Raw genomic sequence first — 25273 nt, 5'->3', positions numbered from 1 at the left:
ACCGCGCCGTCGTCACGCCGAATTGCGGCAGCGCCGACGTGCGAGCGCGCACCGCCCGGGCGTGTCGGACTCGCCAGGGTCCTTGCCGCCGGCCGGAGCGTGACTAGGGTGACACTCTGTGACGCACATCAACTCCACCCCGCAGAGCCGCGAACCCCTGGCACCCCTGGGCACCACGCACCGCTCCGCGACCGCCGTGGACACCCTCGCAGAAACCTACTTCGACCATTGCATGGCCCTGGATCCCAGCGCCGCCACGTTCAATGGCATTCCCGGCCACGAGACCGACTACCCGGACTACGGGCCCGCGGGCCGCGCGGCCGCCGCGGAACTGGCCCGCACCACGCTCGCGCTCGTCGAGCGGGCGGAGCCCCAGGACGACGTGGACCGCGTGACGCTGCACGCGCTGCGCGACGAGCTGCGCCTGCAGCTGGACCGCCACGAGGCGAACCTGGACGTGTCCGTGGTCAGCAACATCGCGTCCCCGGTGCAGGAGATCCGGCAGATCCTGGACGCCATGCCGCGGGACACGGAGCAGGAGTGGAAGCACATCGCGGGCCGGATGGCCAACATCCCCGCGGCCCTGGAGCAGTACCTCGAGGGCCTGCGCGAGGCCGTGGAACTGGACCGCCCGCCGTCCGCCCCGCAGATCGTGGAGGCCTCCCAGCAGGCGGAGCAGTACGCATCGGACGAGGGCTCCTTCGCGATGCTCACGAACGACCCCGCCGCGCCGGAGGGCGTGCGCGAGGAGCTGCGCCGCGCCGCGGACGCTGCGCGCGAGGCGTACCGCGGCGTCGCCCGGGCACTGCGCGAGGAGTTCGCCCCCGGGGCGCGGGAATCGGACGCGTGCGGGATTGACGACTACCGATTGCACCTCGCCTCGTTCCTGGGCGCCCGGCTGGACCCGCGCGAGGTCTACGACTGGGCGGTGCAGCAACTGCTCGAGCTGGATGCCGAACAGCGCCGGATCGCGGAGCAGATCCAGCCGGGAGCGAGCATCCCCGAGGCGATGGCCGCGCTCACCGCGGACCCCGCACGGCAACTGCACTCCCCCGAGGAGCTGCAGGCCTGGATGCAGCGACTATCGGACGCCGCACTGGACACCCTCGCGGACACCCACTTCGAGATCACCGAGCCCATGCGCGAACTCGAGTGCCGGATCGCCCCCACGCACGACGGCGTCATCTACTACACGCCCCCGAGCGGTGATTTCACCCGGCCCGGGCGCATGTGGTGGTCCGTCCCCGAGAACGTCTCCCAGCACGCCACGTGGGAGGAGACCACCACGGTTTACCACGAGGGTGTCCCCGGTCATCACCTGCAGATCGCCACAGCCCTGGCGAACGCGGGTGAGCTCAACAGGTGGCGCCGGATGGGCATCTGGGTCTCCGGTCACGGCGAGGGCTGGGCGTTGTACGCCGAGCGACTCATGGCCGAGCTGGGCTTCTTGGACGACCCCGGGGATCGGATGGGCATGCTCGACTCGCAGCGCCTGCGGACGGTGCGCGTGATCTTCGACGTGGGATTCCACTGCGGCTTCGAGATCCCGGAGGTGCTCGGGGACCTGCTGGGCGGCGCGCGCGCGGGTGAGACCTGGACCTCCGACGACGGTTGGGCGTTCCTGCGCCACAACGTAGCGATGGCCGATTCCGTGCTGCGCTTCGAATGGTTGCGCTACATGGGATGGCCGGGTCAGGCGCCGTCCTACCGAATCGGCCAACAGATGTGGCTCGACGCCCGGCAGCAGGCCATGGCGCGCGAGGGAGCGGACTTCGACCTCAGGCAGTTTCATGCCCGCGCACTGCGCCTGGGCTCCGTGGGATTGGACACACTCTCGTACGCCTTGGCCCTCTAGGCGGCGGATTCTCAGGGATTCTTCAGGCTGCGGGATTTTATTCCCGTGTCGCGCTGTCATATTTCGTCATGTGACCCGTGCCGTTTAAGATACCCGGGCCTATCCTGGGCGCATGAATTCCGCAGAAAGTACTCGCCGTCTCCCGCGGTGGATGACGTCGTTCGGGTGGCAGATCCTGATCGCTCTGATTTTGGGTCTTCTCCTCGGATCGCTGGCCGCTGCCATGGGTGGCGACCCCGAGGAGAACCCCAACTGGCTCATGACCACGTTGGACACGATCGGCACGAGCTACGTCACCATCCTCAAGGCCGCCGTGGTCCCGCTCGTGGTCACGGCCGTGATCTCCTCCATCGCCAACCTGCGTGACGTCTCCAACGCCGCGCGCCTCGCATGGAAGACCCTGTTGTGGTTCGCCATCACCGCGTTGATCGCGGTGGTGATCGGCATGCTGCTCGGTGTCATCGCGCAGCCCGGTGTGGGTACCGGCCAGGAACAGCCCGGCACGTATTCCGGCAGCGAGGGCTCGTGGCTCGGGTTCCTCAAGGGCCTGATCCCCGTGAACTTCCTGGGTCTGGAGACCAGCTCCAAGGTCGTGGATCCGGAGACCGTGACCACCGCCGTGAACTTCAACATCCTGCAGATCCTGGTGGTCTCGCTCGTGATCGGCATCGCGGCGCTGAAGGTCGGCAAGGCCGCCGAGCCGTTCCTGACCTTCATGCAGTCCGCGCTGGCCATCATGCAGAAGGTCGTGTGGTGGATCATCCGCCTGGCTCCCCTGGGCACCCTGGGGCTCATCGGCCGCGCCGTGTTCGAGTACGGCTGGACCTCCATGGGTTCGCTCGTGAAGTTCGTGATCACGGTTTACGTGGGCCTGCTGCTCGTGGCCTTCGTGGTCTACCCCCTGTTGATCAAGCTCAACGGGCTGTCCGTCAAGCAGTTCTTCTCGGGCGTGTGGCCCGCCATGCAGCTGGGCTTCGTCTCCCGTTCGTCCCTGGGCACCATGCCCATGACGCAGCGCGTGAGCGAGCGCAACCTGGGTGTCCCAGGGCACTACGCGTCCTTCGCGATCCCGCTGGGTGCGACCACCAAGATGGACGGTTGCGCCGCGGTCTACCCGGCGATCGCCGCGATCTTCGTCGCGCAGTTCTACGGCGTGCCCCTGACCCCCATGCACTTCGTGCTGATCGCGCTGGTCTCCGTCCTGGGTTCCGCCGCGACCGCCGGCACCACCGGTGCCACGGTCATGCTGACCCTGACGCTGTCCACGCTGGGCTTGCCGCTCGACGGCGTGGGCCTGCTGCTCGCCGTGGACCCGATCCTGGACATGGGCCGCACCGCCCTGAACGTCACCGGTCAGGCCCTCGTGGCCACGATCGTCTCCAAGCGCGAAGGCATCCTGGACACCCGGCTCTACGACGCCCCGCGTTCGGGTGAGCCGTTCAAGGACGACGCCGCCCTCATGGAGCAGCCCGCCCACTCCGGTGAGCAGGGTTCGCACGCGTACGCTCCCGCCGCGCCGTCGGACGGGCAACGCACCGAGTAGGCGCCACCGACCACCGGCACTTTCTGTGAACGGGGCAGTCCGGGTTCTCCCGGGCCGCCCCGTTGCGTGTGCACATTGTGTACGCATGAGGGGGCATGCGGGTGCCTGTCATGATGTCGGGGGCCTGGCTATAGTGTGGTGCACCTCACTTTCAGACAACAGGATGGTCGCCATGAGCGTGTACACCCAGCCCGGCACGGACGGATCCGTCGTCAGCTTCAAATCCCGTTACGAACACTTCATCGGCGGCGCGTGGGTGCCCCCGGTCAAGGGGCAGTACTTCGAGGACGTCACCCCCGTCACGGGCAAGGCGTTCACCGAGGTCGGCCGGGGAACGGCCGAAGACATCGAGGCCGCACTCGACGCCGCGTGGGCCGCAGCGCCGTCGTGGAACGCCTCTACGCCCGCGCAGCGAGCGCTCATGCTCAACAGGATCGCGGACCGCATGGAGGAGAACCTCGAGGTGATCGCGGTCGCAGAAACCTGGGACAACGGCAAGCCCGTGCGCGAGACGCTCAACGCGGACATCCCCCTGGCCATCGACCACTTCCGCTACTTCGCCGGTGCGATCCGCGCGCAGGAAGGGCGGCTGTCCCAGCTGGACGAGGACACCGTGGCGTACCACTTCCACGAGCCCCTCGGCGTCGTCGGCCAGATCATCCCCTGGAACTTCCCCATCCTCATGGCCGTGTGGAAGCTCGCCCCGGCGCTCGCCGCCGGCAACTGCGTGGTGCTCAAGCCCGCCGAGCAGACCCCGGCGTCCATCCTGGTGCTCATGGAGCTGATCCAAGACCTGATCCCGGACGGCGTGGTCAACATCGTCAACGGCTTCGGCGTGGAGTGCGGCAAGCCGCTCGCGTCCAACAAGCGCATTCGCAAGATCGCGTTCACCGGTGAGACCACCACGGGCCGACTCATCATGCAGTACGCGTCCGAGAACATCATCCCGGTGACCCTGGAACTCGGGGGCAAGTCGCCCAACATCTTCTTCGAGGACGTCGCCCAGCAGAAGGACGGCTTCTACGACAAGGCCCTGGAAGGCTTCGCGTTCTTCGCTCTGAACCAGGGTGAGATCTGCACGTGCCCGTCGCGCGCGCTGATCCAGGAATCGATGTACGACCAGTTCCTCGCGGACGGGGTCGAGCGCGTCTCTCGCATCACCGCCGGCAACCCGCTCGACACCGACACCATGATCGGCGCGCAGGCCTCCACGGACCAGCTCGAGAAGATCCTGTCCTACCTGGACATCGGCAAGAAGGAGGGAGCGAAGGTTCTCATCGGCGGCGAGCGTGCGGAGCTCGAGGGCGACCTCGCTGGCGGCTACTACGTGCAGCCCACCGTGTTCGAGGGCACCAACGACATGCGCATCTTCCAGGAGGAGATCTTCGGTCCGGTGCTCTCGGTGGCGAAGTTCGGCTCGTACGACGACGCTATCTCGATCGCCAACGACACCCTCTACGGTCTGGGCGCCGGTGTGTGGGCTCGTAGCGGTAACACCGCCTACCGCGCCGGCAGGGCCATCCAGTCCGGCCGCGTGTGGGTGAACCAGTACCACAGCTACCCCGCGCACTCCGCGTTCGGCGGCTACAAGTCCTCGGGCATCGGCAGGGAGAACCACCTCATGATGCTCGACCACTACCAGCAGACCAAGAACATGCTCGTGAGCTACACCGAGAACGCGCAGGGCTTCTTCTAGACCCTGACCGGAAGGCGAGGAACCGTCATGAGCACCCCTTCATCACCGGCAGAACCGCCCCCGACGGGCACCGCGGATCCCGAACACCCCGTGGTGCTCGAGACCATCGCGGCGGTACCCGGTGAGACCACCTCACGGGTCGGTTTCACCGGGCCCGCGGTGGCCCTGTTGCAGGAACTGTGGGAGCAACATGGACCCCTCATGTTCCACCAGTCCGGGGGATGCTGTGACGGTTCCTCGCCCATGTGCTTCCCCGCCGGTGAGTTCCGCACGGGCGGGGCCGATGTCCTGCTGGGGACAGCCCGGTTGCCGTCCCCGACCGGCGAGGATCTCGGGGGCCTGGAGTTCTGGATCTCCGCCGAGCAGTTCGAGTACTGGCGGCACACGCGGTTAGTAATCGACGCCGTTCCCGGCCGCGGTGGGGGCTTCTCCCTCGAGGCCCCCACGGGCCGGCGCTTCCTCACTCGCAGCGAACTGTGTGGGATCGAGGTGTACTGATCGGAGACGTTGGTCAATCGTGAGAAGGGTGGCTGGTTCCCGCAGGCTGCGTGGGGGCGGTGGTGGTTGTCGTAGTGCAGCCAGCCCTCGAGTTTCCCGCGGCGCTCGGCCTCGCTCGTATAGCAGCGGGCGTAGCCCCAGCCGTCGGCCAGGGTGAGGTGGAACCGCTCGATCTTCCCGTTGGTCTGTGGCCGATACGGCCTCGTGCGCTTGTGCCGGATGCCGAGGTCGATGCAGGTGTGTCGCCACAAGTGTGAGCGGTAGGCGCCGCCGTTGTCGGACAGCACCTCTCGACGGTGACACCACGCTGGTTGAACCACTCGACGGCCCGGACGAGGACGGCAGTGGCGGTGAGGGCAATGTCGTCGTCGTGGATCTCAGCGGGGCATTCAATCGCTGGGCGACAGGCTCACCAAGTGGGAAGTTCGCCGTGACCTGGGGTGACGCGTCGCTCATCCTGACCGATGGGACGGTCGTTGATGCTGGCCTCGCGATGGGTCATGTAGCCCTGTGCGTCGAAACGCCACAGCTCATTGCCGTAGGAGCGCCACCACCGGCCGTCATGGTCGTGCCACTCGTACTGGAATCGCACGGCGATCTGATCGTCGGTGAACGCCCACAGGTTCTTGCGGAGTTGATAGTCGAGTTCCCGATCCCACTTGGCGGTGAGGAAGGCTATCACCTGGTCCCGGCCGGTGATCGTCTGGTCACGGTTTCGCCACACGGTATCGACGCTGTAGGCCTGGGCGACCGTCTCGGGGTCGCGGGTATTCCAGGCGTCTTCGGCGGCCTGTACCTTGCGGGCGGCGGTTTCGGCGGTGAACGGTGGGATGGGGTTACGGGTTTGGGTCACGTGATGGCTCCTTGACCTGGGAGCGGATGTGTCAGTGGTTTGCGGGCGTTGGCCACGTGGGTGGCGCCGGGTGGTACTCGATACCTTCTTCTACCAGGTGTAAGAGAGCGTGTCGTTGGGAGTGGGGAACGAGCCGGTGACGGTTTCGGTTTAGGCCGCGAGTGTGAGCGGCTTGGTTAGTTTGGCTTCGAACTCGATGGGCGTCAACCCGCCGAGTCTGTCCTGGGCTCGTTGACGGTGATACTTCCGCTCGATCCAGACCACGATGGTCAGGCGCAGCTGCCGGGCCATCGCGCGACCACGGAACTGGCTCCCTCTGTCGGCGTGCAGGATGCACCCGGCCACGTCGCCTCGGCGGGCGAGTGCGTTGCGGACCGCGTCAACGGCGAGTTTCGCGGTCATCCGCTTCGAGATCGAGTATCCGACGACGCGGTTGGAGAACACGTCTTTGATCGCGCACCAGTAGAGCGTGCCCTCCCTCGTCCAATCCCCCGTGATACCCCTCAGCCAGAGCCGGTTCGGCTCATCGGCGCGGAAGACCCGCTGGAGGTGGTCCTCGAACACCGGCGGGCCCGTTGTCTTCCCCTTCCCGCGCTGGCGAGCTCGGCAACGAGCGGGTATGTGAGTGTGGGCAGCCGCCGAGGCGCAGATTCGCTTGCGACAAATACGCCGCAGCCCTGCTGAGCACCTCGCTGTCCTGCCCCAGGAGGCGGATCCACTTCTTCAGCTCCCGAGCATCCGCCGCGTCCGACGCAGTCTGACCAGGCCGACTTCCTTCATCACAGTCGACCTGACGGAGCCAGTTCTGCAGGGTCGCTTCGCTGATACCGAAGTCGGTAGCAATCTACGTGATGGTGACTCCGCTCTCACGACGGCGAGCGACCGCGATAACGTCCTCCCGGAACTCTCTGGGATGAGGACCGGGCATGATGACATCCTCCCCGCCAGCGCCTCTCAACGCTAACGATCAGTCATCACCTACTCGTTCCCCACGCCCGGTCTCGACCACCAAGATGACCTACGACGCCCAGACTTGGCTATACGTCACCAACCGCCGAGCGGAAGGAAGGAACGACCGGGAGATCCGCCGCTGCATCAAGCACTACCTAGCCTGTCACGTCTATCGAACCCTCAACGCTACGACCCCGAGGGTGAATGGCTCTTGACCGACATAGAAGAATCTGGACACCCCTCGGCAGACGTCACCATCGGACGTCAGTGTGGGGTTTGCCGGCAGGGGCGGGGTCGGCGGGTAGTTCTGGTTGTCCGGTTGGAAGGGTGGACAAACAGAACTACCCACTCAGGCAGGTTCTACCGAGAGGTTAGATTGCGGCGACAGCCGAACGAACAGCCTCAGCCATGGACGTGGCCGGGCGTCCGATAAGCCTGCTCAGGTCTCCAGAGTTCACTAGGAGATCTCCGCGGGCTATTCCCAGATCAGAATCTGCGAGGATTTCCGCGCCCCCCTCGGGCACTCCGACCCTGACGAGCATTGCGGCGTATTCGCGCGGCGGCAGGTCCTGGTAGGAGATGTGCTGGCCGGCCGCGGCGCTGATCTCTGCCGCAAGCTCGGCCATGGTGAACGGCTTGTCACCGCCGAGCTCATAGATCCTGCCGGCCTGGTCGTCGGCCAGCAGCACCGCGGCGGCCGCCTGGGCATAGTCTGCGCGGGAGGCGGCGCTCACCCGACCATTGCCGGCACTGCCGCCGAGGGCACCCTGAGCGAGCACGCCCGGCAATTGGTCGGTGTAGTTCTCCAGATACCAGCTGTTGCGCAACAGGACGAAAGGAACGCCGGACTGCTCCAGGAGGGTCTCGGTGGCTTGGTGCTCGACAGCCAGCTTCATCTCACTGCCGTCTGCGTTGGCGATGCTCGTGTAGGCGACCAGCTGGATACCCTCGCGCTGAGCGGCCTCGATCACGGTACGGTGCTGCTCCACCCGCTGGCCCACCTCGGAACCTGAGATCAGGAGGACTTTGCTGGCCCTCTTCAAGGCCTTTCCTACGGAGGCCGCGTCGGTGTAGTCCAGCTTCCTCACGTGGACACCGCGCTGTGCCAGATCCGCGATCTTGTCAACTGCACGCCCTGCGTCCACAATCTCCTGCGGCGGAACGTTGCGCTCCAGCAGTGTTTCCACGACCTGGCGGCCAAGCTGGCCGGTAGCTCCGGTGATAACGATGCTCATGGTGTCCTTCCATGGGGTCCTCGACGGAAGGTATAACCGCCCCACCTTTCGATTACTTCCGAAAAGCCGGGAGAAGAACCCGACTGTGGTGGCTGCTTTCTCATCCTCGAGGGCCTCGGTGTAGGCCAGCCGGGAAACCCGGAACTTTGTAGCCACGTGAGCCTGGGGCACACCATCGTAAAGATGACGGTGCACCATCCGCAGAAGGCCGGTCGGGGTCAGGGGTGCATTAGCGTGGGTCATGAACGGGCTCTCTCGTACGGGTGGGTGGTGTAGGAACTTCCATCCCGCGACGAGCAGCCCGTCCCTCATTTCACCACCACAGCCGTACCAACAACCCCATCCCCCACAACACCTAGGAAGCACCTTCATCGGGCCCGCGTCACTCGTGAACGGCGGCGCTCCGCGCCTCGGATCCCAGGTGCGGACCCGCCGTTCGCGCGCGGTCGTCCCGTCGGCGGAGGGCGGCGCGCCGGATGAGCCACCGGCTCACGAGCTGCAGGAGCAGCCCCGCAGCGAACGTCACGGCCGTGAACGGGCGGTCGATGTCGAGCGGTAGGACCACGGCCGCCATGCACACCGCACCGAGCACGATGAACGCGGCACGAGCGATGCAGCGGCACTCGGTGCGCCAATAACCACGGGGCAGCCGCACGACCCGTCGGCATGTGGCGAGCGCCGCGAGCCACCCCGCTCCCAGTGGAACGGACAGTTGCGGGTACGTGAGTCCGGCGTCGCCCGGCAGGGCGATCACCGCGCCTCGAGCCACCACCTGGTTGGCAAGGATCAGGGCCAGGGTCACGGCCAGGGCGTCCAGCAGTATCGGCGTCAGGGGGCGGGACAGCCATCGCGAAGGCCGCGCCGGTGGTGTCCCGGTGGCGTTCTTAAGGCCGATGCCGTCCGAGAGCCACGGCCCGTGCGGGAGCCCGGCTCCTATGGACGGCCCGTTCGCCAGCCCGGTCCCGAGGGACAGCGCGGGCCCGTTCGAGCCATGGGATGCTGTCGCTGGTCGGGACCCGGTGACGCCAGGGAGGTCCCGTGGGATGCGCGCACCACGACGCACGATCTCGACCATCCGGGCCACCTCCCTCTCCACGCGCGCGGCCGACGTAACAGGGTACATCCAGATGCTTGAGGTTGTCCCTATTTGTATGATCGCGGCCCTCCCGCGAGGACACCCCTCCTCACCGGACCGGCGTCCCCTCACCCGATCCGCCGTAGAGTGAGGGGCGTGCACCCCGCTCTCGTCCTGGCCTCGCAATCACCGGCGCGCGCATCCCTGTTGGAGCGCGCGCACATCCCGTACCGCGCCGTCGTCTCCCACGTGGACGAGGACGCCCTCGTGGCTGCGGAAGCCCCCGAGACCCCCGCAGAGACCGCATTGCTACTGGCACGGGCCAAGGCGGAGGCCGTCGCAGCGCTTCCGGAAGCGGAGGGGCGGCTCGTGCTGGGTTGCGACTCCGTGTTCGAGCTCGACGGCGTCCCCTACGGCAAGCCGTACGAGCCGGACGTCGCGATCGAGCGCATCAGCGCCATGAGCGGGCGCACGGGCACGCTGCACACGGGCCACTGGCTCGTGGATGCGCGCACGGGCGAGGCTTCCGGCAACGGCCTGGTCTGTTCCGCGGACGTGCACTTCGCCGCCATGACACGCGCGGAGATCGATGACTACGTGGCCACGGGTGAGCCCCTCCAGGTCGCAGGCTCCTTCACCCTGGACGGGCGGGGATCCCAGTTCATCGAACGGGTGGACGGAGATCCGAACGCCGTGATCGGGCTGAGCCTGTCCACCCTGCGCACCCTGCTCGCCGGGGTAGGGATCCGGGCGTCCTCGTGGTGGGGTGCCGCAGCACAGGGCGGGGCGCAATGATTTGTAGATCTTCCACAGTTACCGCACCGCGGTGCCCCCGCGCTTAGGCGTTCCCCGGCGCGGGGCACTAACCTTTCGGCAGAGAGTCGACAAGGAGCTATCACGTGACAACCACCTCGCGGCAGCAAGAGGCCGCCACCGCAACCCGCCCCGTCACCAAGGTCCTCGTGGCCAACCGAGGGGAGATCGCGGTGCGCGTGATCCGCGCCGCGCGCGACGAGGGCATCGCCTCCGTGGCCGTCTACGCGGACCCGGACCGGGATGCGCTGCACGTGCGCATGGCGGACGAGGCGTACTCACTGGGCGGGACGACCGCCGCGGACTCCTACCTGCGGATCGACAAGATCCTCGACGCCGCTCGACGCGCCGGTGCTGACTCCGTCCACCCCGGTTACGGGTTCCTGTCCGAGAACGCGGAATTCGCCTCCGCGGTGATCGCGGCGGGACTCACATGGATCGGCCCTCCCCCGGCGGCGATAACCCAGCTCGGTGACAAGGTCGCGGCCCGCCACATCGCGGAGAAGGTCGAGGCGCCGCAGGTCCCCGGCACCGCCGACCCGGTGTCCTCGGCCCAGGAGGTCCTGGACTTCGCGGACGAACACGGCCTGCCGATCGCGATCAAGGCCGCCTTCGGTGGTGGCGGCCGCGGCATCAAGGTGGTGCGTGAGCGCGACGCGATCCCCGAGCTCTACGAATCGGCCGTGCGCGAGGCTACCGCCGCCTTCGGCCGCGGTGAGTGCTTCGTGGAACGGTTCCTGGACGCACCCCGCCATGTGGAGACCCAGTGCCTCGCGGACCAGTTCGGCAGCGTCGTCGTGGTGTCCACGCGCGACTGCTCGCTGCAGCGGCGCAATCAGAAGCTCGTGGAGGAGGCACCCGCGCCGTTCCTGTCGGACGAGCAGATCGAGCGGCTCTACGAGTCCTCCAAGGCCATCCTCAAGGAAGCCCAGTACCAGGGCGCGGGGACGTGCGAGTTCCTCGTGGGCCAGGACGGGACGATCTCCTTCCTGGAGGTCAATACGCGCCTACAAGTGGAGCACCCCGTGTCGGAGGAGGTCTCGGGACTGGACCTGGTGCGGGAGCAGTTCCGCATCGCCCGCGGTGAGGCCCTCGGCTACGACGACCCCGAGATCCGCGGACACAGCTTCGAGTTCCGGATCAACGGCGAGGACGCCGGCCGCAACTTCATGCCCTCCCCCGGCACGCTCACCACGTTCACCGTGCCCTCCGGGCCGGGCGTGCGCGTGGACTCCGGCGTGGAGGCCGGCGAGACCGTGGGCGGGAACTTCGACTCGATGCTCGCCAAGCTCGTGGTGACCGGTGCGACCCGCACGCAGGCCCTCGAACGGTCCCGCCGGGCCCTGCAGGAACTGACGATCGAGGGCATGCCCACTGTCGTCCCGTTTCACCGGGCCGTGGTGAGCGATCCCGCGTTCGCAACCCCGGACGACACCCCCTTCACCGTGCACACCCGGTGGATCGAGACGGAGTTCGACAACCGGATCGAACCCTTCACCGTGGCACCCGAACCCTCGGCGGACGAACCCGAACGGCAGAGCGTCGTCGTGGAGGTGGGCGGTAAGCGCCTCGAGGTGACCATGCCGCAGCTGCTGGGAGGTGCGGCCCGCCCGGCCGCAGCCCAGCCCAAGGCACGCAAGCAGCGCAGCGGACGCGGCACGGCGGCCCGCGGAGCCTCGGGGGATTCCCTCTCCTCACCCATGCAGGGCACGATCGTGAAGATCGCCGTGGCCAACGGGGACGAGGTCTCCGAGGGGGACCTGATCGTGGTGCTCGAAGCCATGAAGATGGAGCAACCGCTCACCGCCCACAAGTCCGGTGTGATCAAGGACCTGGACGTGTCCGAGGGGGACACCGTCTCCGCCGGCACCGTGCTGGCCTCCATCACGGGCTGACGTCCCGGCGCATCGCCTTACGGGGCCGGGGCATCGCTCCGGAGCCCCACCAATCCGTCGTAGCGGCCCCGGTTCGGAACAGGACCGGGGCCGCTACGCACCCGCTCGACGACGAGACCGGCCCAGCACACGAACTGAGCGACGTCGAGGTTCCATCTCAGAATGTGGACGCCAGAATTCACCATGCGGTATGGCCGGTCTTATCTTGAAGGCATTTCGCCCCTGAGTCCCTGTGAGGTTCTTCATGTCTTCCACCGTGTCCACCGTGGATCCGGGATCCCCCGCGGAGCAATCACGTGTGCCCCGCAGCCGCGTGATCCTGGCGTCCCTCGCGGGAACCACGATCGAGTTCTACGACTTCTACGTGTACGCGACCGCTGCGGTGGCCGTGTTCCCCGCCCTGTTCTTCACGGGCGAGAACGACACCGCCAAGCTGCTGGCCTCCATGGCCACGTTCGCCGCCGCGTTCTTCGGCCGGCCCATCGGCTCCGTGATCTTCGGTCATTACGGGGACCGGATCGGGCGTAAGGCCACCCTGATCGGCGCACTGCTGACCATGGGTATCGCCACGTTCCTGATCGGCCTGCTGCCCACGTTCTACCAGATCGGCATCTGGGCTCCCCTGATCCTCACGATCCTGCGCTTCTGTCAGGGCCTGGGACTGGGCGGCGAATGGTCCGGTGCCTCCCTGCTCGCGACCGAGTACGCGGAGGAGGGCAAACGGGCCCGCGCCGCGATGTGGCCGCAACTCGGCGCGCCGTTCGGGTTCATCCTGGCCAACGGCTTCTTCCTGCTGCTGACCGTGGTCATGCAGTTCGGCACGGCGGGTCACCACCTGGGCACGGGCCACCCGTTCCTGGTGTGGGGCTGGCGGATCCCGTTCCTCGCGTCCGTGGTCATGGTCCTGCTGGGTCTGTGGGTGCGGATCAAGCTCGAGGAGACCCCGGTGTTCCAGCGCGCGGAACAGCAGGGTGAGAAGGTCAAGGCCCCCGTGGCCGAGGTCTTCAAGACGTCGTGGGTGCAGATCATCCAGGGCACGTTCATCATGCTCGCCACGTACGTTCTGTTCTACCTGATGACCGCGTGGGTGCTGTCCTACGGGATCGGCAAGCCGGAGACCGGTGGCCTGGGCATCGAGTACCGCACGTTCCTGATCCTGCAGTTGCTCGCCGTGCTGCTGTTCGCCGCCATGGTCCCCGTCTCGGGCTGGCTCGCGGACCGCTACGGCCGCCGCTCCTCGCAGCTCGTGATCACGAGCCTCATCCTGCTGTTCGGCCTGAGCTTCGCCCTGATCATGAACCCCGACCTCGTGGGCACGGGCGCGGATGCGTCCCTGCTGCGCGTGCTGGTCTTCCTCACGATCGGCATGACCCTCATGGGCCTGACGTTCGGTTCCATGTCCGCGATCCTGCCCGAACTGTTCCCCACGAACGTGCGCTACACCGGTTCGGGCATTGCGTACAACGTGGCGTCCATCCTGGGTGCGGCGATCACCCCCTACATCGCGGTGCTGCTCAACGCGCGCTTCGGCGTGGGCGCGGTGGGCCTGTACCTGTCCTTCGCCGCCGTCATCACGCTCATCGCGCTGTGGTTCTCCCCCGAGACCCGGCACGTGAACATGTACACCGTGGGCACCAAGGCCGCCAAGTAGGCCTTCCGCTTCCACGGACGACGGCGCCGCGGTGACCTTCCGTACGAAGGTCACCGCGGCGTCGTCGTACCCGGGGTGCGAACCGTGCCCGGCTGGAACGAGCGGTGCTCGCCCGAGCGGGGCAGTCAGCGGTGGACATGCAAGCGGCGCGCGGCCTCCGCGATCGTGCCGGACAGGGACGGGTAGACCGCGAACGTGTCGGAGAGGTCGTCCACGCCCAGGCGGTGGGTCACCGCGAGCGCGATCGGGAAGATCAGCTCGGAGGCGCGCGGTCCCACGACCACGCCGCCCATGACCGTCCCACTGCCGCGGCGGGCGAAGATCTTCACGAAACCGTCGTCCACGGCCATCATCTTGGCGCGCGGGTTGGTGGACAGCTTCATGGTCATGCCAGTGAACATCGCGGGATCCGCCTCGACGTCCGACTGGGAAATGCCCACGGAAGCGATCTCCGGGGACGTGAAGATGTTGGACGCGACCTCGTCCGTGTGCAGCGGGTGCACGGTGTCACCCAGGATGTGGGCCACGGCGATCCGGCCCTGCATCGCGGCCACGGAGGCCAGGGGCAGCACGCCCGTGCAGTCACCGGCGGCGTAGATCCCGCTGACCGACGTGCGGGAGACCGAGTCCACCTTGATGTGACCGCGTTCGTCCATGGCGACCCCGGCCTCCTCGAGACCCATGTCCGCGGTGTTCGGGATTGAGCCCACGGCCAGCAGGCAGTGCGAACCGCGCACCTTGCGCCCGTCAGAGAGCGTCACGCGCACGCCGTCCCCGGTGTTCTCCACGGAGTCGGCGCGGGAGCGGGACAGCACGCGCAGACCGCGGCGCTCGAAGACGTTCTCGAGCACCTGGGCGGCATCGGTGTCCGAACCGGGCAGCACCTGCTCGCGGGACGAGATCAGGGTGACCTCCGAGCCCAGGCCGTTGTACGCGGAGGCGAACTCGGCGCCGGTGACACCCGAACCCACCACAATCAGCTTCTCGGGGATCTCGGTGAGCTGGTAGATCTGCTTCCAGTTGAAGATCCGCTCGCCGTCCGGCTTGGCGGTGTCCATCTCCCGGGGGTGCGAGCCCACGGCGAGCAGGACGACGTTCGCGTGGAGTTCATACTCGGCGTCGTCGTCGGAGGGGCTGACCACCACGGTGTGCTGATCGGCCAGGCGGCCGCGGCCCTGCACCACGCGCACGCCCACGCGCTCCAGGCCGCGCTTGATGTCACGGGATTGCGTGGCGGCGAGGCGCAGCAGGCGCACGTTGACGGTGTCCAGGTCCACGCGGAGATTGTTCAACTCCTCGCTCGCGTCCTGACCGTCCCCCACGTGCACGCCCAGGTCCTTGGCGTCCGCGAACCGGTTCATGGTGTCCGCGGACGCGATCAGGGTCTTGGAGGGGACCACGTCCGTGAGCACGGCGGAACCGCCCATGCCCTGCTCCTCGATCACGGTGACCTCCGCACCGAGGGACGCGGCGACCAGTGCGGCCTCGTAACCACCGGGGCCGCCGCCGATGATCACGAGCTTCGGATTCGCAAATTCAGTCTGCACACTCACGGTCCCCATTGTTGCAGCATTTACCCTGGGTGCTACCGCCCATGATGGTGGTCCGGGTCTTCCGCGGGCCGGTTACGAGTGGCCGAGTCAGCGAACACACGTCGTAGGAGGAGACATGTCCACCGTCGCTCTCGTTGTCGTTCTGGGCTTCGTCCTTTTCGTCGTCCCCGTCGTCGTCCTGGTCGTCGGGGTGGTTCTCACGGCCTCAGTCCGCCGGCAGCGCCCGCCCGCGTCCGATCCGGCCCCTCCGCTCAATGGCCACGTGATGCGGGGTGCACCTCCCGCCGATCGTTGAGGACGACCCCTTGCCGGCAGGACCCTTGCCCGGGCCTTTCACGTCCGAGCGGTGGATCGCGGCTTAGAGTGGTGCCCGTGACTGAGAACGCAACGGTTTGCACGGATCCCTTCGACCTCGCCCGCCGCGCCGCGGACGTCCTGCGTGAGCGCACCGGCGTGCAGAGGCACCGGATCGCCCTGACCCTGGGCTCCGGGTGGGGCGGTGCCGCGGACCTCATCGGTGAGACCGAACACGAGATCCCCGCAACCGAGATCCCCGGCTTCTCTGCCCCCGCCCTGCAGGGCCACGGCGGCACCCTGCGTTCCATCCGGCTCACGAACGGGGATCACGCCCTGGTGATCGGGGCGCGCACCCACTTCTACGAGGGCAAGGGTGTGCGGGCCGTGGCCCACGGCGTGCGCACGGCCGCCGCGGCCGGAGCCGAGATCATGATCCTGACGAACGGATGCGGCGGACTGAACCCCGCATGGGCGCCCGGGACCCCCGTGTTGATCCGCGATCACATCAACCTCACCGCCCATTCCCCGCTCGAGGGCGCCACCTTCGTGGACCTCACCGACCTTTATTCTCGGCGGACGCGGGACATCGCCCACCAGGTGGACCCCGGACTCGACGAAGGCGTTTACGCCCAGTTCACCGGACCGCACTACGAGACACCGGCGGAGGTTCGGATGGCCAAGGTGCTCGGAGCGGACCTCGTGGGCATGTCTACGGCGCTCGAGGCGATTGCCGCGCGCCACGCCGGCCTCGAGGTGCTGGGGATGTCTCTCGTGACCAATCTCGCGGCGGGGATCAGCGACGAGCCCCTGTCCCACGAGGAAGTGCTCGAGGCCGGCCAGGCCGCCGGTCCCCGGATCTCCCGGCTGCTCGCGGACGTCGTCGCGAAGTTGTGAGAACGCGCGCCGGTTCGGGTGCTCGATATCGACGGAATGTCGGCAAGTTCCGGTCCCAGGCACTAGACTGGGCGCAGGAACGTAATGGGCCCGCCGCGGCGGTCTGAAAGGGTGAACTCATGGTCAGAAGAGCCGAAACACACACGAGCGATCAGTACTCCGCTGGGCGCACGGTGGAGGATGGCAGCCACGCGGTGACCGAGGACCACCGGGCTGCCCGCTCCGACCACGATTCCGCGTCCCGCCGCAAGCCGCAGTACTCTGGCCAGGACGACGTCGTGAAGAACGCCATCCTCTTCGGCGGCGGTTTCATCACCATCCTGGTGAGCCTTTACCTCTTCGCGTCCTACCCGGACAGCTGGTTGTTGTTCCTGCTCGGGATCCTGGCCTACGGTCTGGCCCTCATGGTCCCCACCACGATCCTCAACGGCAGCACCGCCAAGCACTCCACGGGTGGCAAGGAAGTCACCCTGGACCTCCCGCGCGACGCCTCCGAGATGGCCCGCCAGCCCATCGGAGCGGGTCAGCGCCAGGACAACGTGAGCCACTGACGCACCACATCCACGACAGCCCCGCTCGTCCACCCGGATGAGCGGGGCTGTTTCCGTGTGCGGACCTGCGACGACGCCGCGCCAAGGTACCCGGGGTGAGTCAGTACCCGAGCGAGGCGGCGCCCGGACGGGGCCGCGCTATCCCTACTGCGAGACCTCCTCCGTAGGTGCCTGTACCGGAGGGAAGATCGCGTCCAGCACGTCCCGTGCCCATGCGAGGATCTCCCCGTCCACGAGGTCCTTGCCCCCGATCCGCGCGGTCTTGGGTTTGGGGATCAGTGCCATGCGGGTGTCCGCCCCCGGGACCGACTTCACCTGCGCGCCCGGGTACATCCGAGTCAGGCGCATCTCGCGGGACTCGGTGAGCTCGGCCGGCGAGAACCGGATCATGGTGCCCTGGGTGGCCACGTCCGTGAGACCCGCGGCGCGCGCCCTGATCCGCAACCGGGCGACGTCGAGCAGGTTCTCCACCGGGGTGGGTAGCGGGCCGTAACGGTCCTTGAGTTCCTCGCCGGCCTCCGCGACGGCTTCTTCCGTGGCGGCGTTCGCGATCGTGCGGTACGCCTCGAGCCGCAAGCGCTCACCGGGCACGTAGTCGTGCGGGAGGTGGGCGTTGACGGGCAGCTCGATCTTCATCTCGGCGGGACCCGTGTCCTGGTCGCCGCGGTACTCGGCTACGGCCTCCCCCACGAGCCGCAGGTACATGTCGAAGCCCACGCCCGCGATGTGTCCGGACTGTTCCCCGCCCAGCAGGTTGCCCGCACCGCGGATCTCGAGGTCCTTCATGGCCAATTGCAGACCCGAGCCGAGCTCGTTGTGGGCGGCCACGGCCTTGAGCCGTTCCAGTGCCGTCTCGCTGAGCGGTTTCTCCGTGGGGTACAGGAAATAGGCGTAGGCACGTTCACGCCCACGGCCCACGCGACCGCGCAACTGGTGCAGCTGCGACAGCCCGTAGCGGTCCGCGTGGTCCACGATCAGCGTGTTGGCGTTGGCGATGTCCAGGCCCGTTTCCACGATGGTGGTGCACACCAGGACGTCGAACTTCTTCTCCCAGAAGTCCACGATGATCTGCTCCAGGCGCGACTCGCTCATCTGCCCGTGGGCCACCGCGATCCGCGCCTCGGGAACGAGTTCGGCGAGCGCTTTGGCCTGCGCCTCGATCGAGGAGACACGGTTGTGGATGAAAAACACCTGGCCCTCGCGCATGAGCTCACGCCGGATGGCCGCGGAGACCTGCTTGTCCGTGTAGGGCCCCGCGTACGTGAGCACGGGGTGGCGTTCCTCGGGCGGGGTCGCGAGCGTGGAGGTCTCACGGATGCCCGTCATGGACATCTCCAGCGTGCGTGGGATGGGGGTCGCGGACATGGCCAGGACGTCCACGTCCGTGCGCATGGCCTTGAGCTTCTCCTTGTGCTCCACGCCGAAACGCTGTTCCTCGTCGATGATCACCAGGCCCAGGTTCTTGAACTGGGTCTCCTTGGAGAGCAGTCGGTGGGTCCCGATGACGACGTCGATCGCGCCGGAGCGCAGTCCCTCGAGCGTGGCCTTGGACTCCTTGGCGCTCTGGAACCGGGACAGCGTGGCCAGGCGCACCGGGAAGCCCGAGAAGCGTTCGGCGAAGGTCTCGGTGTGCTGCTGGGCGAGCAGCGTGGTGGGCACGAGCACGGCCACCTGTTTGCCGTCCTGCACGGCCTTGAACGCCGCGCGCACCGCGACCTCGGTCTTGCCGTAGCCCACGTCCCCGGAGATCAACCGGTCCATGGGGATGGGCCGTTCCATGTCCGCCTTGACCTCGTCGATCGTGGTGAGCTGATCCGGGGTCTCCACGTACGGGAAGGCCTGTTCGAGTTCGCGCTGCCACGGGGTGTCCGGGCCGAACGCGTACCCCTTGGACGCCATGCGCGCCGAGTACAGCCGGATCAGCTCGTTGGCGATCTCCTTGACGGCCTTCTTGGCGCTGCGCTTGGTCTTGTTCCAGTCCGCGCCACCCATCTTGGACAACGACGGCGCTTCCCCGCCCACGTACGTGCTCACCTGGTCGAGCTGCTCCGTGGGCACGAACAACCGGTCCCGGGGACCGTTGCGCTTGGACGGCGCGTACTCGAGCACGAGGTACTCGCGCACGGGCTTGGGTTGACCCGGGGCAGTCATGGCCCCGGCGATCGGTCGCTGCACGAGTTCGATGAACTGCCCGATCCCGTGCTGCTCGTGCACCACGTAGTCGCCCTTCTGCAGGGCCAGGGGGTCCACCTGGTTGCGCTTGCGCCGCTGCGGCAGTTTGCGCTGGGCCCGGTTGTCGTAGGCGGTGGAACGCCCGAGCACGTCCGCCTCGGTCAACAGGGCGGTGCGCGTGGCCTCGATGACGAACCCGCGTCCGGCGCGGGCCGTGGTCAGTTCCACGAGACCGGCCCGGGGCACCTCCGTGAGGCTGTCGCACCGGGCGGCGGGGATCTCCGCCCCGTGCAGCAGCTCGCTCAGCCGCTGCAGCGGTCCGGGGCCGTCCGTGACGAGCACGACCCGCCAGTCGTCGTGCACGCGCTCCCCCAGGAAGCGCAGCATGGCCTCCACGTCCCCCGAGAACCGGGTGGGTTCGCGCGCCGTGACGGTCAGGGTGTCGGCGTCGGTGTCCGCGAGCCGGACCTCCTCGTCCGCGGTGTCGGCGTCGATCTGGGAGGTCGTCACGGCGTTGACGTTGAGCCCCGTGACGGACCACCACCCCACCGACCGGTCGAGCGCGAGTTCCCGGACCTCCCCCACGGTGTGGAAGGACCCGGCGGCGAGCGTGCGGGACGCGCCGTCGTCGGCGTCGAGCGCGGCGTGCAGGTCCAGCGGGGCGTCGTTGCCGCCCGAGGCGGACTCCCACGCGGCCGTGAGGAACTCCTGGTTGGTGGCCACGAGGTCGTGCGCGCGGGCCCGGACCTTCTCGGGTTCGAGCACCACGGTCATGGAGCCTGCGGGCAGCAGGGACATGAGCTGGACCATCTCGTCCGCGAGCAGTGGCGCGAGCGATTCCATGCCCTCCACGTACTGCCCGCCGGCGATGCGCTCCAGGATCTCGCGCCCGCCCGGCAGCTGTTCCTTGAGCTTGGCGGCGCGCGACTGCACCGACGGGGTGATGAGCAGTTCGCGGCACGGCGGCGCCACGATCACGGACGGGTGTTCGGCATCGGTCAGCGTGCGCTGGTCCGCGACTGCGAACCACCGCATCTCGTCGAGCTCGTCCCCGAAGAACTCCGCGCGCACCGGGTGGTCCTCGGTGGGCGGGAAGACGTCGATGATGCCACCGCGCACCGCGAACTCACCGCGGCGGGTCACCATGTCCACGCGCGAATACGCTGCCCCGGCAAGACTTGTCACGAGCTGCTGGAAGTCGTACTCCTGGCCCGTGCGCAGCGTCACCGGTTTCATGGCACCCAGCCCGGCGACCACGGGCTGCAGCACCGAACGCACCGGCGCCACGACCACGCGCAGCGGCTGTTCCCCGTCCTGCGCGTGGTCCAGGCGCCGCAGCACGCTCAATCGCTGACCCACGGTGTCCGAGCGCGGCGAGAGTCGTTCGTGCGGCAGGGTCTCCCAGGACGGGAAGTTCGCGATCTGCTCGGCGGGCACGTAGGACGCGAGCCCCGACTGCAGTTCCTCGGCCTCACGCCCCGTGGCGGTCACGGCAAGCAGGATCGGGGTGGACCCCGCGGAACCGCCCTTGGCCCCGTCGGACGACGACGCTGCCCCGGCCCCGTCCGCGAGCCCCCGCGCGATCTGCGCGAGCACCGGCGCGCGCAAGCCGTCGGTCGCGCTGATGATCGTCTCGGCGGAGCGTTCCGTGAGCGGCCGGGCGGCCTGCGCGCGGATGTTCGCGAAGCTGCGGTCCTCGGAGAGCGCGGTGAGCAGACCGGTCAGGGACATGGGTGGCTGACTCCTGGTGGGTGCGGTGATCGGGACCTGTGGCCCCGCGCCCATGACGGGCGCGACGGAACGCGCTACAGCCTACTCGGGACGTCGGACACGATCCCCCGCGAGCGCCCCGTCCGGAACATGCCCTCGCAAGAAGTGCACCGGGTCGGCCGGACTCACGCGAGGTCAGCCCCGTACGCGAGCGCGCGGACCCGACACCCGTTCCCACGGCCGAACTCGCACCGGGCGGCCCGCTCGTACCCTGGAGACATGACAACAGCTGAGCACCCCGCCCTGACCGGACTGACCGTGGCCGTGACCGCGCATCGCCGCGCCGCCGAGCAGGGCGGGGCGTTCGAACGCCACGGGGCACGTGTGCTCCACGCGCCCGCGCTCAAGCTCGCCCCGGTGGACGAGGACGACGCCGTGCTGGCCACCGTGCGCGAGACGATCGCGACTCCCCCGGACGCCGTGCTCGTCACGACGGGCTACGGCTTCGACCGGTGGCTGCGCGTGGCCGAGCAGGAAGGGCTGGGTGACGAGCTGCTGAAGACGCTGCGCGGCGTCGTCGTCATGGCACGCGGAGCGAAGGCCCGGGGGCAGTTGCAGGCCAAGGGCGTGACGTGCGCGTACACGGGTGCGTCCGGGCGCACCGCGGAACTCGTGGACCGCGTGCTCGCGGGGGATCCCGCGGCGCAGCGCCCCGCGACCGTGACCGTGCAGGTGCACGGCACCACGGACGAGGCACAGCTCGAGCGGTTGCGCGCGGACGGGATCGCGGTGCGCGTGGTGGCGCCCTATCAGTGGGAGTCCGCGGACGAGGGTTCCCGACTGGCCGGGCTCGTGCGCGACGTCGTGGCCGGGGAGATCGACTACGTCACGTTCACCGCCGCGCCCGCCGTGGACGCGCTGTTCGACGCCGCTCGCTCGGTGGGAGCGTACGACGAGTTGGTGGGCGCATTACGCGAGGGCCGGTGCACCGCGGTGGCGATCGGGCCGGTGTGTGTACAACCGCTCGAGGAAGCGGGCATCACGAACGCCGTGGTGCCCGAGCGGTTCCGCCTGGGGGCCATGGTCAAGGCCGTGTGCGATCACGCGCGGGAGGCCGCCTCGCGGTAGTGCTCCACAGTGAGCTCCATGAGTTCCGGGGGCACCGATCCGGGGTGGACGAGTAGCGGCTCGGCCACGACGTCGCCGCCGGCCGTGAGGACGCGACCGTGGAAGAAGCCCGGCGCCAGGAGGTACGGGACGAGCAGCACGCGCCCAGCATCGGCTGGCGTGGTTTCCGAGCTCTGCGCTGCGTACGGGCGCGATGCTCGACCGTGGGAGCCGGGCCGTTCGGAGTGTTGACCGAGCTCCGCGCGCGCGGCGGCCACGGCATCGGGAACCGAGGGCTGCGCCGCTGAGAGGTAGGCGGCCGTCACGGGCGTGCCCAGTGCATCGCCGAGGTATCGGGCCATGAGCTCGCAATCGTCCCGCGAACGGGGATCGGAGGATCCCGCCGCGACCATGAGCACGCGATCGGCCGGTGCGAGACCGGGTGCGCCCGCGGCGTCGAGCGCCTCGGTGAGCCGCCGGGCCATCACGCCCGCCAGGCGCCGGTCGGGGCCCAGTGCCGCGGCCACGACGTGCTGTGGTGAGGACTGGACGGCCCGGGCCATGTCCACGAACACGTGGTACCCGGCGGAGAGCAACAGCGGCACGACCACCGCGGGGTGCTCGGCGTGTTCCCGGGTGCGCGCCACCAGGTCGGGTTCCTGGACGTCCACCCACGTGTCCACCACGTCCACCTCGGGAAGGGCCGCACGCACCTGCTCGACCAGGGCGGCGACGGCGCGTTGTCCCCGCTCGTCGCGGGTCCCGTGGGCGCACGCGAGCAGGACGGGAGCGGAGGCGGGATGCGGGTTCACACAGTCCATTGTGCCGGTTTCCCGGCTTGCGCGGCGCATCCGGGAGGCCGCGGTCGCGGGACCGATGACTAGGATGAGGGCAGCCCGCGCACCGTGTCCCATGGCGCGCGGAAACCGACGATTCGGCGACGACCCTGAGGAGCACCATGTCCGTCAACGCTTCCACCACCATCAAGGCCCCCGTGGACACCGTCCTGGCCACGTTCGTGAACGAGGCCTTCGTCCGTCACGTGAGCGACATGGCCGGGACGCAGTTCGAGTCCTTCGAGGTCAACGGGGACACCTCCACGGCGTTCACCGCGAGCACCGTACGCAGCATGGGCTCGGACAGGCTGCCGGACGTGGCGCAGAAGTTCGTCAAGGGCGGGGTGAAGCTCACCCAGGTGGATACGTACGACGCCCCCGCCGCGGACGGTTCCCGTACCGTGCGCACCGAGATCAAAGTGGCCGGTCTGCCCGTGGGAGCCACCGCGCACCAGACCATCAAGCCCCTGGGTGAGAACGAGACCTCGGTGGACGTCACCGGTGAGGTGCAGGCCAACATCCCGCTCGTGGGCAAGAAGATCGCCGCGGCCGCCGAGCCCTACATCGGCAAGGCTCTGACCCTGCAGGCCCGCCAGGCCGAGGCGTGGATCGCCAAGAACTGAGCGCCTTGCGGGTCTAGGATGGCCGGGCGGGAACCATCGGTGCCCGCCCGGCCATCCTTCGTCCTACTCGACAACCGCGGTTCACCTCTGAACCACGTGACGGGAGTTCCTTGTCTTGAGCACAGACACGCAGACGTCCTCCGGTTCCGGTGGATCCTTCACGAATTTCCTCCGCCGGGACACCACCGGCGGTCTCCTCCTTCTGATCGCCATGGTGTTGGCCCTCGTGATCGCCAATTCCCCGTGGGGGGAGGTCTACTTCGGGCTGCGTGACACCGAGGTGGGCCCGAGTGTGGCCGGGCTGCAGCACACCGTGGGGCACTGGGCCTCGGACGGGCTGCTCGCGATCTTCTTCTTCCTCACGGGGTTGGAGTTGAAGGCCGAGTTCGTGGACGGGGAACTGCACAACATCCGTAAGGCGATCCTGCCGGTCGTGGCCGCGTGCGGCGGCGTGCTCGTTCCCGCGTTGATCTTCCTGGGGGTCAACCTGGCCGCCGGTTCGGAGCGCACCGCGCTGCACGGCTGGGCGATCCCCACCGCCACGGACATCGCCTTCGCGGTGTCGGTGCTCGCGGTCGTGGGTTCATCCCTTCCCGTGGCCATGCGCACGTTCCTGTTGACCCTGGCGGTCGTGGACGACCTCATCGCGATCGCGATCATCGCGTTCGTCTACACCGAGAGCGTGAACTTCCCGTTCCTGGGCGGGGCCGCGGTGCTGCTGGCACTGTACTGGTTCCTCACCCACAAGTTCATGGGGTGGTTCATGGCCCGGCACTGGGCCGCGTGGGTCATCCTGCTGCCCATCGGTGTGGTGACGTGGTGGCTGGTCTACGAGTCCGGGATCCACGCGACGATCGCGGGCGTCCTGTTGGGCTTCATGGTCCCCGTGCTCAAGCAGAAGCCGCGCATCATCCGTCAGGAGGACCCGCGCATGGGGTTGGCACCCGCGCTCGAACACCGCTTCCGTCCGCTGTCCAACGGCTTCGTGATCCCCGTCTTCGCGTTCTTCTCGGCGGGTGTGGCCGTGGGCGGCTGGGACGGTGTGACCTCCGCCGCCACGGACCCGGTGGCCCTGGGCATCGTGGCCGGTCTACTGCTCGGCAAGCCCATCGGCATCTTCGGTGCCGCGTGGCTCATGGACCGTTTCACGTCTGCGGAGAAGGACCGGGACTACACGTGGTTCGACATGTTCGGCATGACGATCGTCGCGGGCATCGGGTTCACGGTGTCCCTGCTCGTGGGCGAACTGAGCTTCGGTGAGGGCAGCCCCCACGGTGACCACGCCAAGGTGGGCATCCTGTGCGGTTCCCTGCTCGCCGCGCTGATCGGTGGCGCTCTCGTGGCCACGCGCAACAAGAAGTACAAGGCGATGCGCGCGGCCGGCCACGACCCGGACACCCTGGACTGACGCCCACACACCGCTGCACAAGAGACGCGCCCGCTCCCCCGATCCGGGGAGCGGGCG

The 25273-nt window shown here is 68.2% G+C and carries 18 protein-coding genes and 3 pseudogenes; 12 read left to right on the top strand and 9 right to left on the bottom strand.

The window, feature by feature from the left end:
* Positions 1–127 precede the first annotated feature (127 nt).
* The 4 genes from A5728_RS10095 to A5728_RS10080 all read left to right on the top strand — a co-directional run bounded on the left by A5728_RS10095 (position 128) and on the right by A5728_RS10080 (position 5592).
* The gene (locus tag A5728_RS10095) at positions 128–1855 is read left to right on the top strand and encodes a DUF885 domain-containing protein (protein ID WP_369795633.1); all 1728 of its coding nucleotides are present in this window, start codon (positions 128–130) and stop codon (positions 1853–1855) included.
* Between the two features lie 112 nt (positions 1856–1967).
* A complete protein-coding gene (locus A5728_RS10090; protein ID WP_064846903.1) occupies positions 1968–3398 on the top strand; it encodes a dicarboxylate/amino acid:cation symporter in 1431 nt (476 codons plus the stop codon).
* A 172-nt stretch (positions 3399–3570) separates the two neighbouring features.
* Positions 3571–5094: an aldehyde dehydrogenase family protein gene (locus A5728_RS10085; protein WP_064846902.1), complete on the top strand. Its 1524-nt coding sequence runs from the start codon at positions 3571–3573 to the stop codon at positions 5092–5094.
* 27 nt (positions 5095–5121) lie between these two features.
* The gene (locus A5728_RS10080) at positions 5122–5592 is read left to right on the top strand and encodes a DUF779 domain-containing protein (protein ID WP_082943398.1); all 471 of its coding nucleotides are present in this window, start codon (positions 5122–5124) and stop codon (positions 5590–5592) included.
* On the opposite strand, the pseudogene A5728_RS13715 reads toward A5728_RS10080, so the two are convergent.
* The 6 genes and pseudogenes from A5728_RS13715 to A5728_RS14235 all read right to left on the bottom strand — a co-directional run.
* Positions 5586–5974: pseudogene (locus A5728_RS13715) on the bottom strand (integrase core domain-containing protein); the annotation flags it as partial. The gene A5728_RS10080 and the pseudogene A5728_RS13715 overlap by 7 nt on opposite strands.
* Positions 5975–6001: 27 nt before the next feature.
* Positions 6002–6445 carry a nuclear transport factor 2 family protein gene (locus A5728_RS10075; RefSeq protein ID WP_064846901.1) on the bottom strand — a complete coding sequence of 148 codons (444 nt, stop codon included), beginning with the start codon at positions 6443–6445 and terminating at the stop codon, positions 6002–6004.
* 150 nt (positions 6446–6595) lie between these two features.
* Positions 6596–7373: pseudogene (locus A5728_RS13710) on the bottom strand (DDE-type integrase/transposase/recombinase).
* A gap of 394 nt (positions 7374–7767) precedes the next feature.
* Positions 7768–8631, bottom strand: a complete 864-nt coding sequence (locus A5728_RS10060; protein WP_064846929.1) for an SDR family oxidoreductase — start codon at positions 8629–8631, stop codon at positions 7768–7770.
* 129 nt (positions 8632–8760) lie between these two features.
* Positions 8761–8874: pseudogene (locus A5728_RS14240) on the bottom strand (IS481 family transposase); the annotation flags it as partial.
* 139 nt (positions 8875–9013) lie between these two features.
* The gene (locus tag A5728_RS14235) at positions 9014–9706 is read right to left on the bottom strand and encodes a hypothetical protein (RefSeq protein WP_156523441.1); all 693 of its coding nucleotides are present in this window, start codon (positions 9704–9706) and stop codon (positions 9014–9016) included.
* 156 nt (positions 9707–9862) lie between these two features.
* Here A5728_RS14235 and A5728_RS10050 point away from each other — a divergent pair, with 156 nt between their 5' ends.
* From A5728_RS10050 to A5728_RS10040, 3 genes are all read left to right on the top strand, one after another.
* Complete coding sequence (locus A5728_RS10050; RefSeq protein ID WP_064846897.1) at positions 9863–10501, top strand: nucleoside triphosphate pyrophosphatase; 639 nt, start codon at positions 9863–9865, stop codon at positions 10499–10501.
* 104 nt (positions 10502–10605) lie between these two features.
* On the top strand, positions 10606–12414 hold the full coding sequence (locus tag A5728_RS10045) for a biotin carboxylase N-terminal domain-containing protein (protein ID WP_064846896.1): 1809 nt from the start codon (positions 10606–10608) through the stop codon (positions 12412–12414).
* Between the two features lie 244 nt (positions 12415–12658).
* Complete coding sequence (locus tag A5728_RS10040) at positions 12659–14065, top strand: MFS transporter (protein ID WP_064846928.1); 1407 nt, start codon at positions 12659–12661, stop codon at positions 14063–14065.
* 125 nt (positions 14066–14190) lie between these two features.
* On the opposite strand, the gene A5728_RS10035 is transcribed toward A5728_RS10040, so the two are convergent.
* Complete coding sequence (locus tag A5728_RS10035; RefSeq protein ID WP_082943397.1) at positions 14191–15627, bottom strand: NAD(P)H-quinone dehydrogenase; 1437 nt, start codon at positions 15625–15627, stop codon at positions 14191–14193.
* Between the two features lie 363 nt (positions 15628–15990).
* On the opposite strand from A5728_RS10035, the gene A5728_RS10025 reads away from it, so the two are divergent.
* On the top strand, positions 15991–16809 hold the full coding sequence (locus A5728_RS10025; protein ID WP_064846926.1) for a purine-nucleoside phosphorylase: 819 nt from the start codon (positions 15991–15993) through the stop codon (positions 16807–16809).
* Between the two features lie 119 nt (positions 16810–16928).
* A complete protein-coding gene (locus A5728_RS10020) occupies positions 16929–17360 on the top strand; it encodes a hypothetical protein (RefSeq protein WP_064846894.1) in 432 nt (143 codons plus the stop codon).
* Between the two features lie 144 nt (positions 17361–17504).
* On the opposite strand, the gene mfd is transcribed toward A5728_RS10020, so the two are convergent.
* Positions 17505–21263 (bottom strand): transcription-repair coupling factor, encoded by a 3759-nt coding sequence (mfd, locus tag A5728_RS10015; RefSeq protein ID WP_064846893.1) that lies wholly within the window; start codon positions 21261–21263, stop codon positions 17505–17507.
* A gap of 258 nt (positions 21264–21521) precedes the next feature.
* Between mfd and A5728_RS10010 the strand changes: the two genes are divergently transcribed.
* A complete protein-coding gene (locus A5728_RS10010) occupies positions 21522–22370 on the top strand; it encodes a uroporphyrinogen-III synthase (RefSeq protein WP_064846892.1) in 849 nt (282 codons plus the stop codon).
* Here A5728_RS10010 and A5728_RS10005 read toward each other — a convergent pair.
* The gene (locus A5728_RS10005; protein ID WP_064846891.1) at positions 22343–23170 is read right to left on the bottom strand and encodes a sirohydrochlorin chelatase; all 828 of its coding nucleotides are present in this window, start codon (positions 23168–23170) and stop codon (positions 22343–22345) included. The two genes, A5728_RS10010 and A5728_RS10005, sit on opposite strands and share 28 nt — an antisense overlap.
* 137 nt (positions 23171–23307) lie before the next feature.
* Between A5728_RS10005 and A5728_RS10000 the strand changes: the two genes are divergently transcribed.
* Together A5728_RS10000 and nhaA are read left to right on the top strand one after the other, a co-directional pair.
* Positions 23308–23808, top strand: a complete 501-nt coding sequence (locus tag A5728_RS10000) for a DUF2505 domain-containing protein (RefSeq protein ID WP_064846890.1) — start codon at positions 23308–23310, stop codon at positions 23806–23808.
* A gap of 115 nt (positions 23809–23923) precedes the next feature.
* Positions 23924–25216, top strand: a complete 1293-nt coding sequence (gene nhaA / locus A5728_RS09995) for a Na+/H+ antiporter NhaA (protein ID WP_064846889.1) — start codon at positions 23924–23926, stop codon at positions 25214–25216.
* Positions 25217–25273 lie beyond the last annotated feature (57 nt).

Origin of the sequence: Kocuria sp. ICS0012, assembly GCF_001665945.1 — a bacterium.
GTDB classification, from domain to species: Bacteria; Actinomycetota; Actinomycetes; order Actinomycetales; family Micrococcaceae; genus Kocuria; species Kocuria marina.
This window is presented reverse-complemented; position numbering and strand designations above follow the sequence as displayed.

Excerpts from the sequence above, each read along its gene's own strand:
- A5728_RS10035 (WP_082943397.1), bottom strand. The coding sequence starts at position 15,627 with ATGGGGACCGTGAGTGTGCAGACTGAATTTGCGAATCCGAAGCTCGTG.
- A5728_RS10085 (WP_064846902.1), top strand. The coding sequence starts at position 3,571 with ATGAGCGTGTACACCCAGCCCGGCACGGACGGATCCGTCGTCAGCTTC.
- A5728_RS14235 (WP_156523441.1), bottom strand. The coding sequence starts at position 9,706 with ATGGTCGAGATCGTGCGTCGTGGTGCGCGCATCCCACGGGACCTCCCT.
- A5728_RS10010 (WP_064846892.1), top strand. The coding sequence starts at position 21,522 with ATGACAACAGCTGAGCACCCCGCCCTGACCGGACTGACCGTGGCCGTG.
- A5728_RS10040 (WP_064846928.1), top strand. The coding sequence starts at position 12,659 with ATGTCTTCCACCGTGTCCACCGTGGATCCGGGATCCCCCGCGGAGCAA.
- mfd (WP_064846893.1), bottom strand. The coding sequence starts at position 21,263 with ATGTCCCTGACCGGTCTGCTCACCGCGCTCTCCGAGGACCGCAGCTTC.
- A5728_RS10020 (WP_064846894.1), top strand. The coding sequence starts at position 16,929 with ATGGTCAGAAGAGCCGAAACACACACGAGCGATCAGTACTCCGCTGGG.
- A5728_RS10090 (WP_064846903.1), top strand. The coding sequence starts at position 1,968 with ATGAATTCCGCAGAAAGTACTCGCCGTCTCCCGCGGTGGATGACGTCG.
- A5728_RS10005 (WP_064846891.1), bottom strand. The coding sequence starts at position 23,170 with ATGGACTGTGTGAACCCGCATCCCGCCTCCGCTCCCGTCCTGCTCGCG.
- A5728_RS10060 (WP_064846929.1), bottom strand. The coding sequence starts at position 8,631 with ATGAGCATCGTTATCACCGGAGCTACCGGCCAGCTTGGCCGCCAGGTC.
- A5728_RS10000 (WP_064846890.1), top strand. The coding sequence starts at position 23,308 with ATGTCCGTCAACGCTTCCACCACCATCAAGGCCCCCGTGGACACCGTC.
- A5728_RS10080 (WP_082943398.1), top strand. The coding sequence starts at position 5,122 with ATGAGCACCCCTTCATCACCGGCAGAACCGCCCCCGACGGGCACCGCG.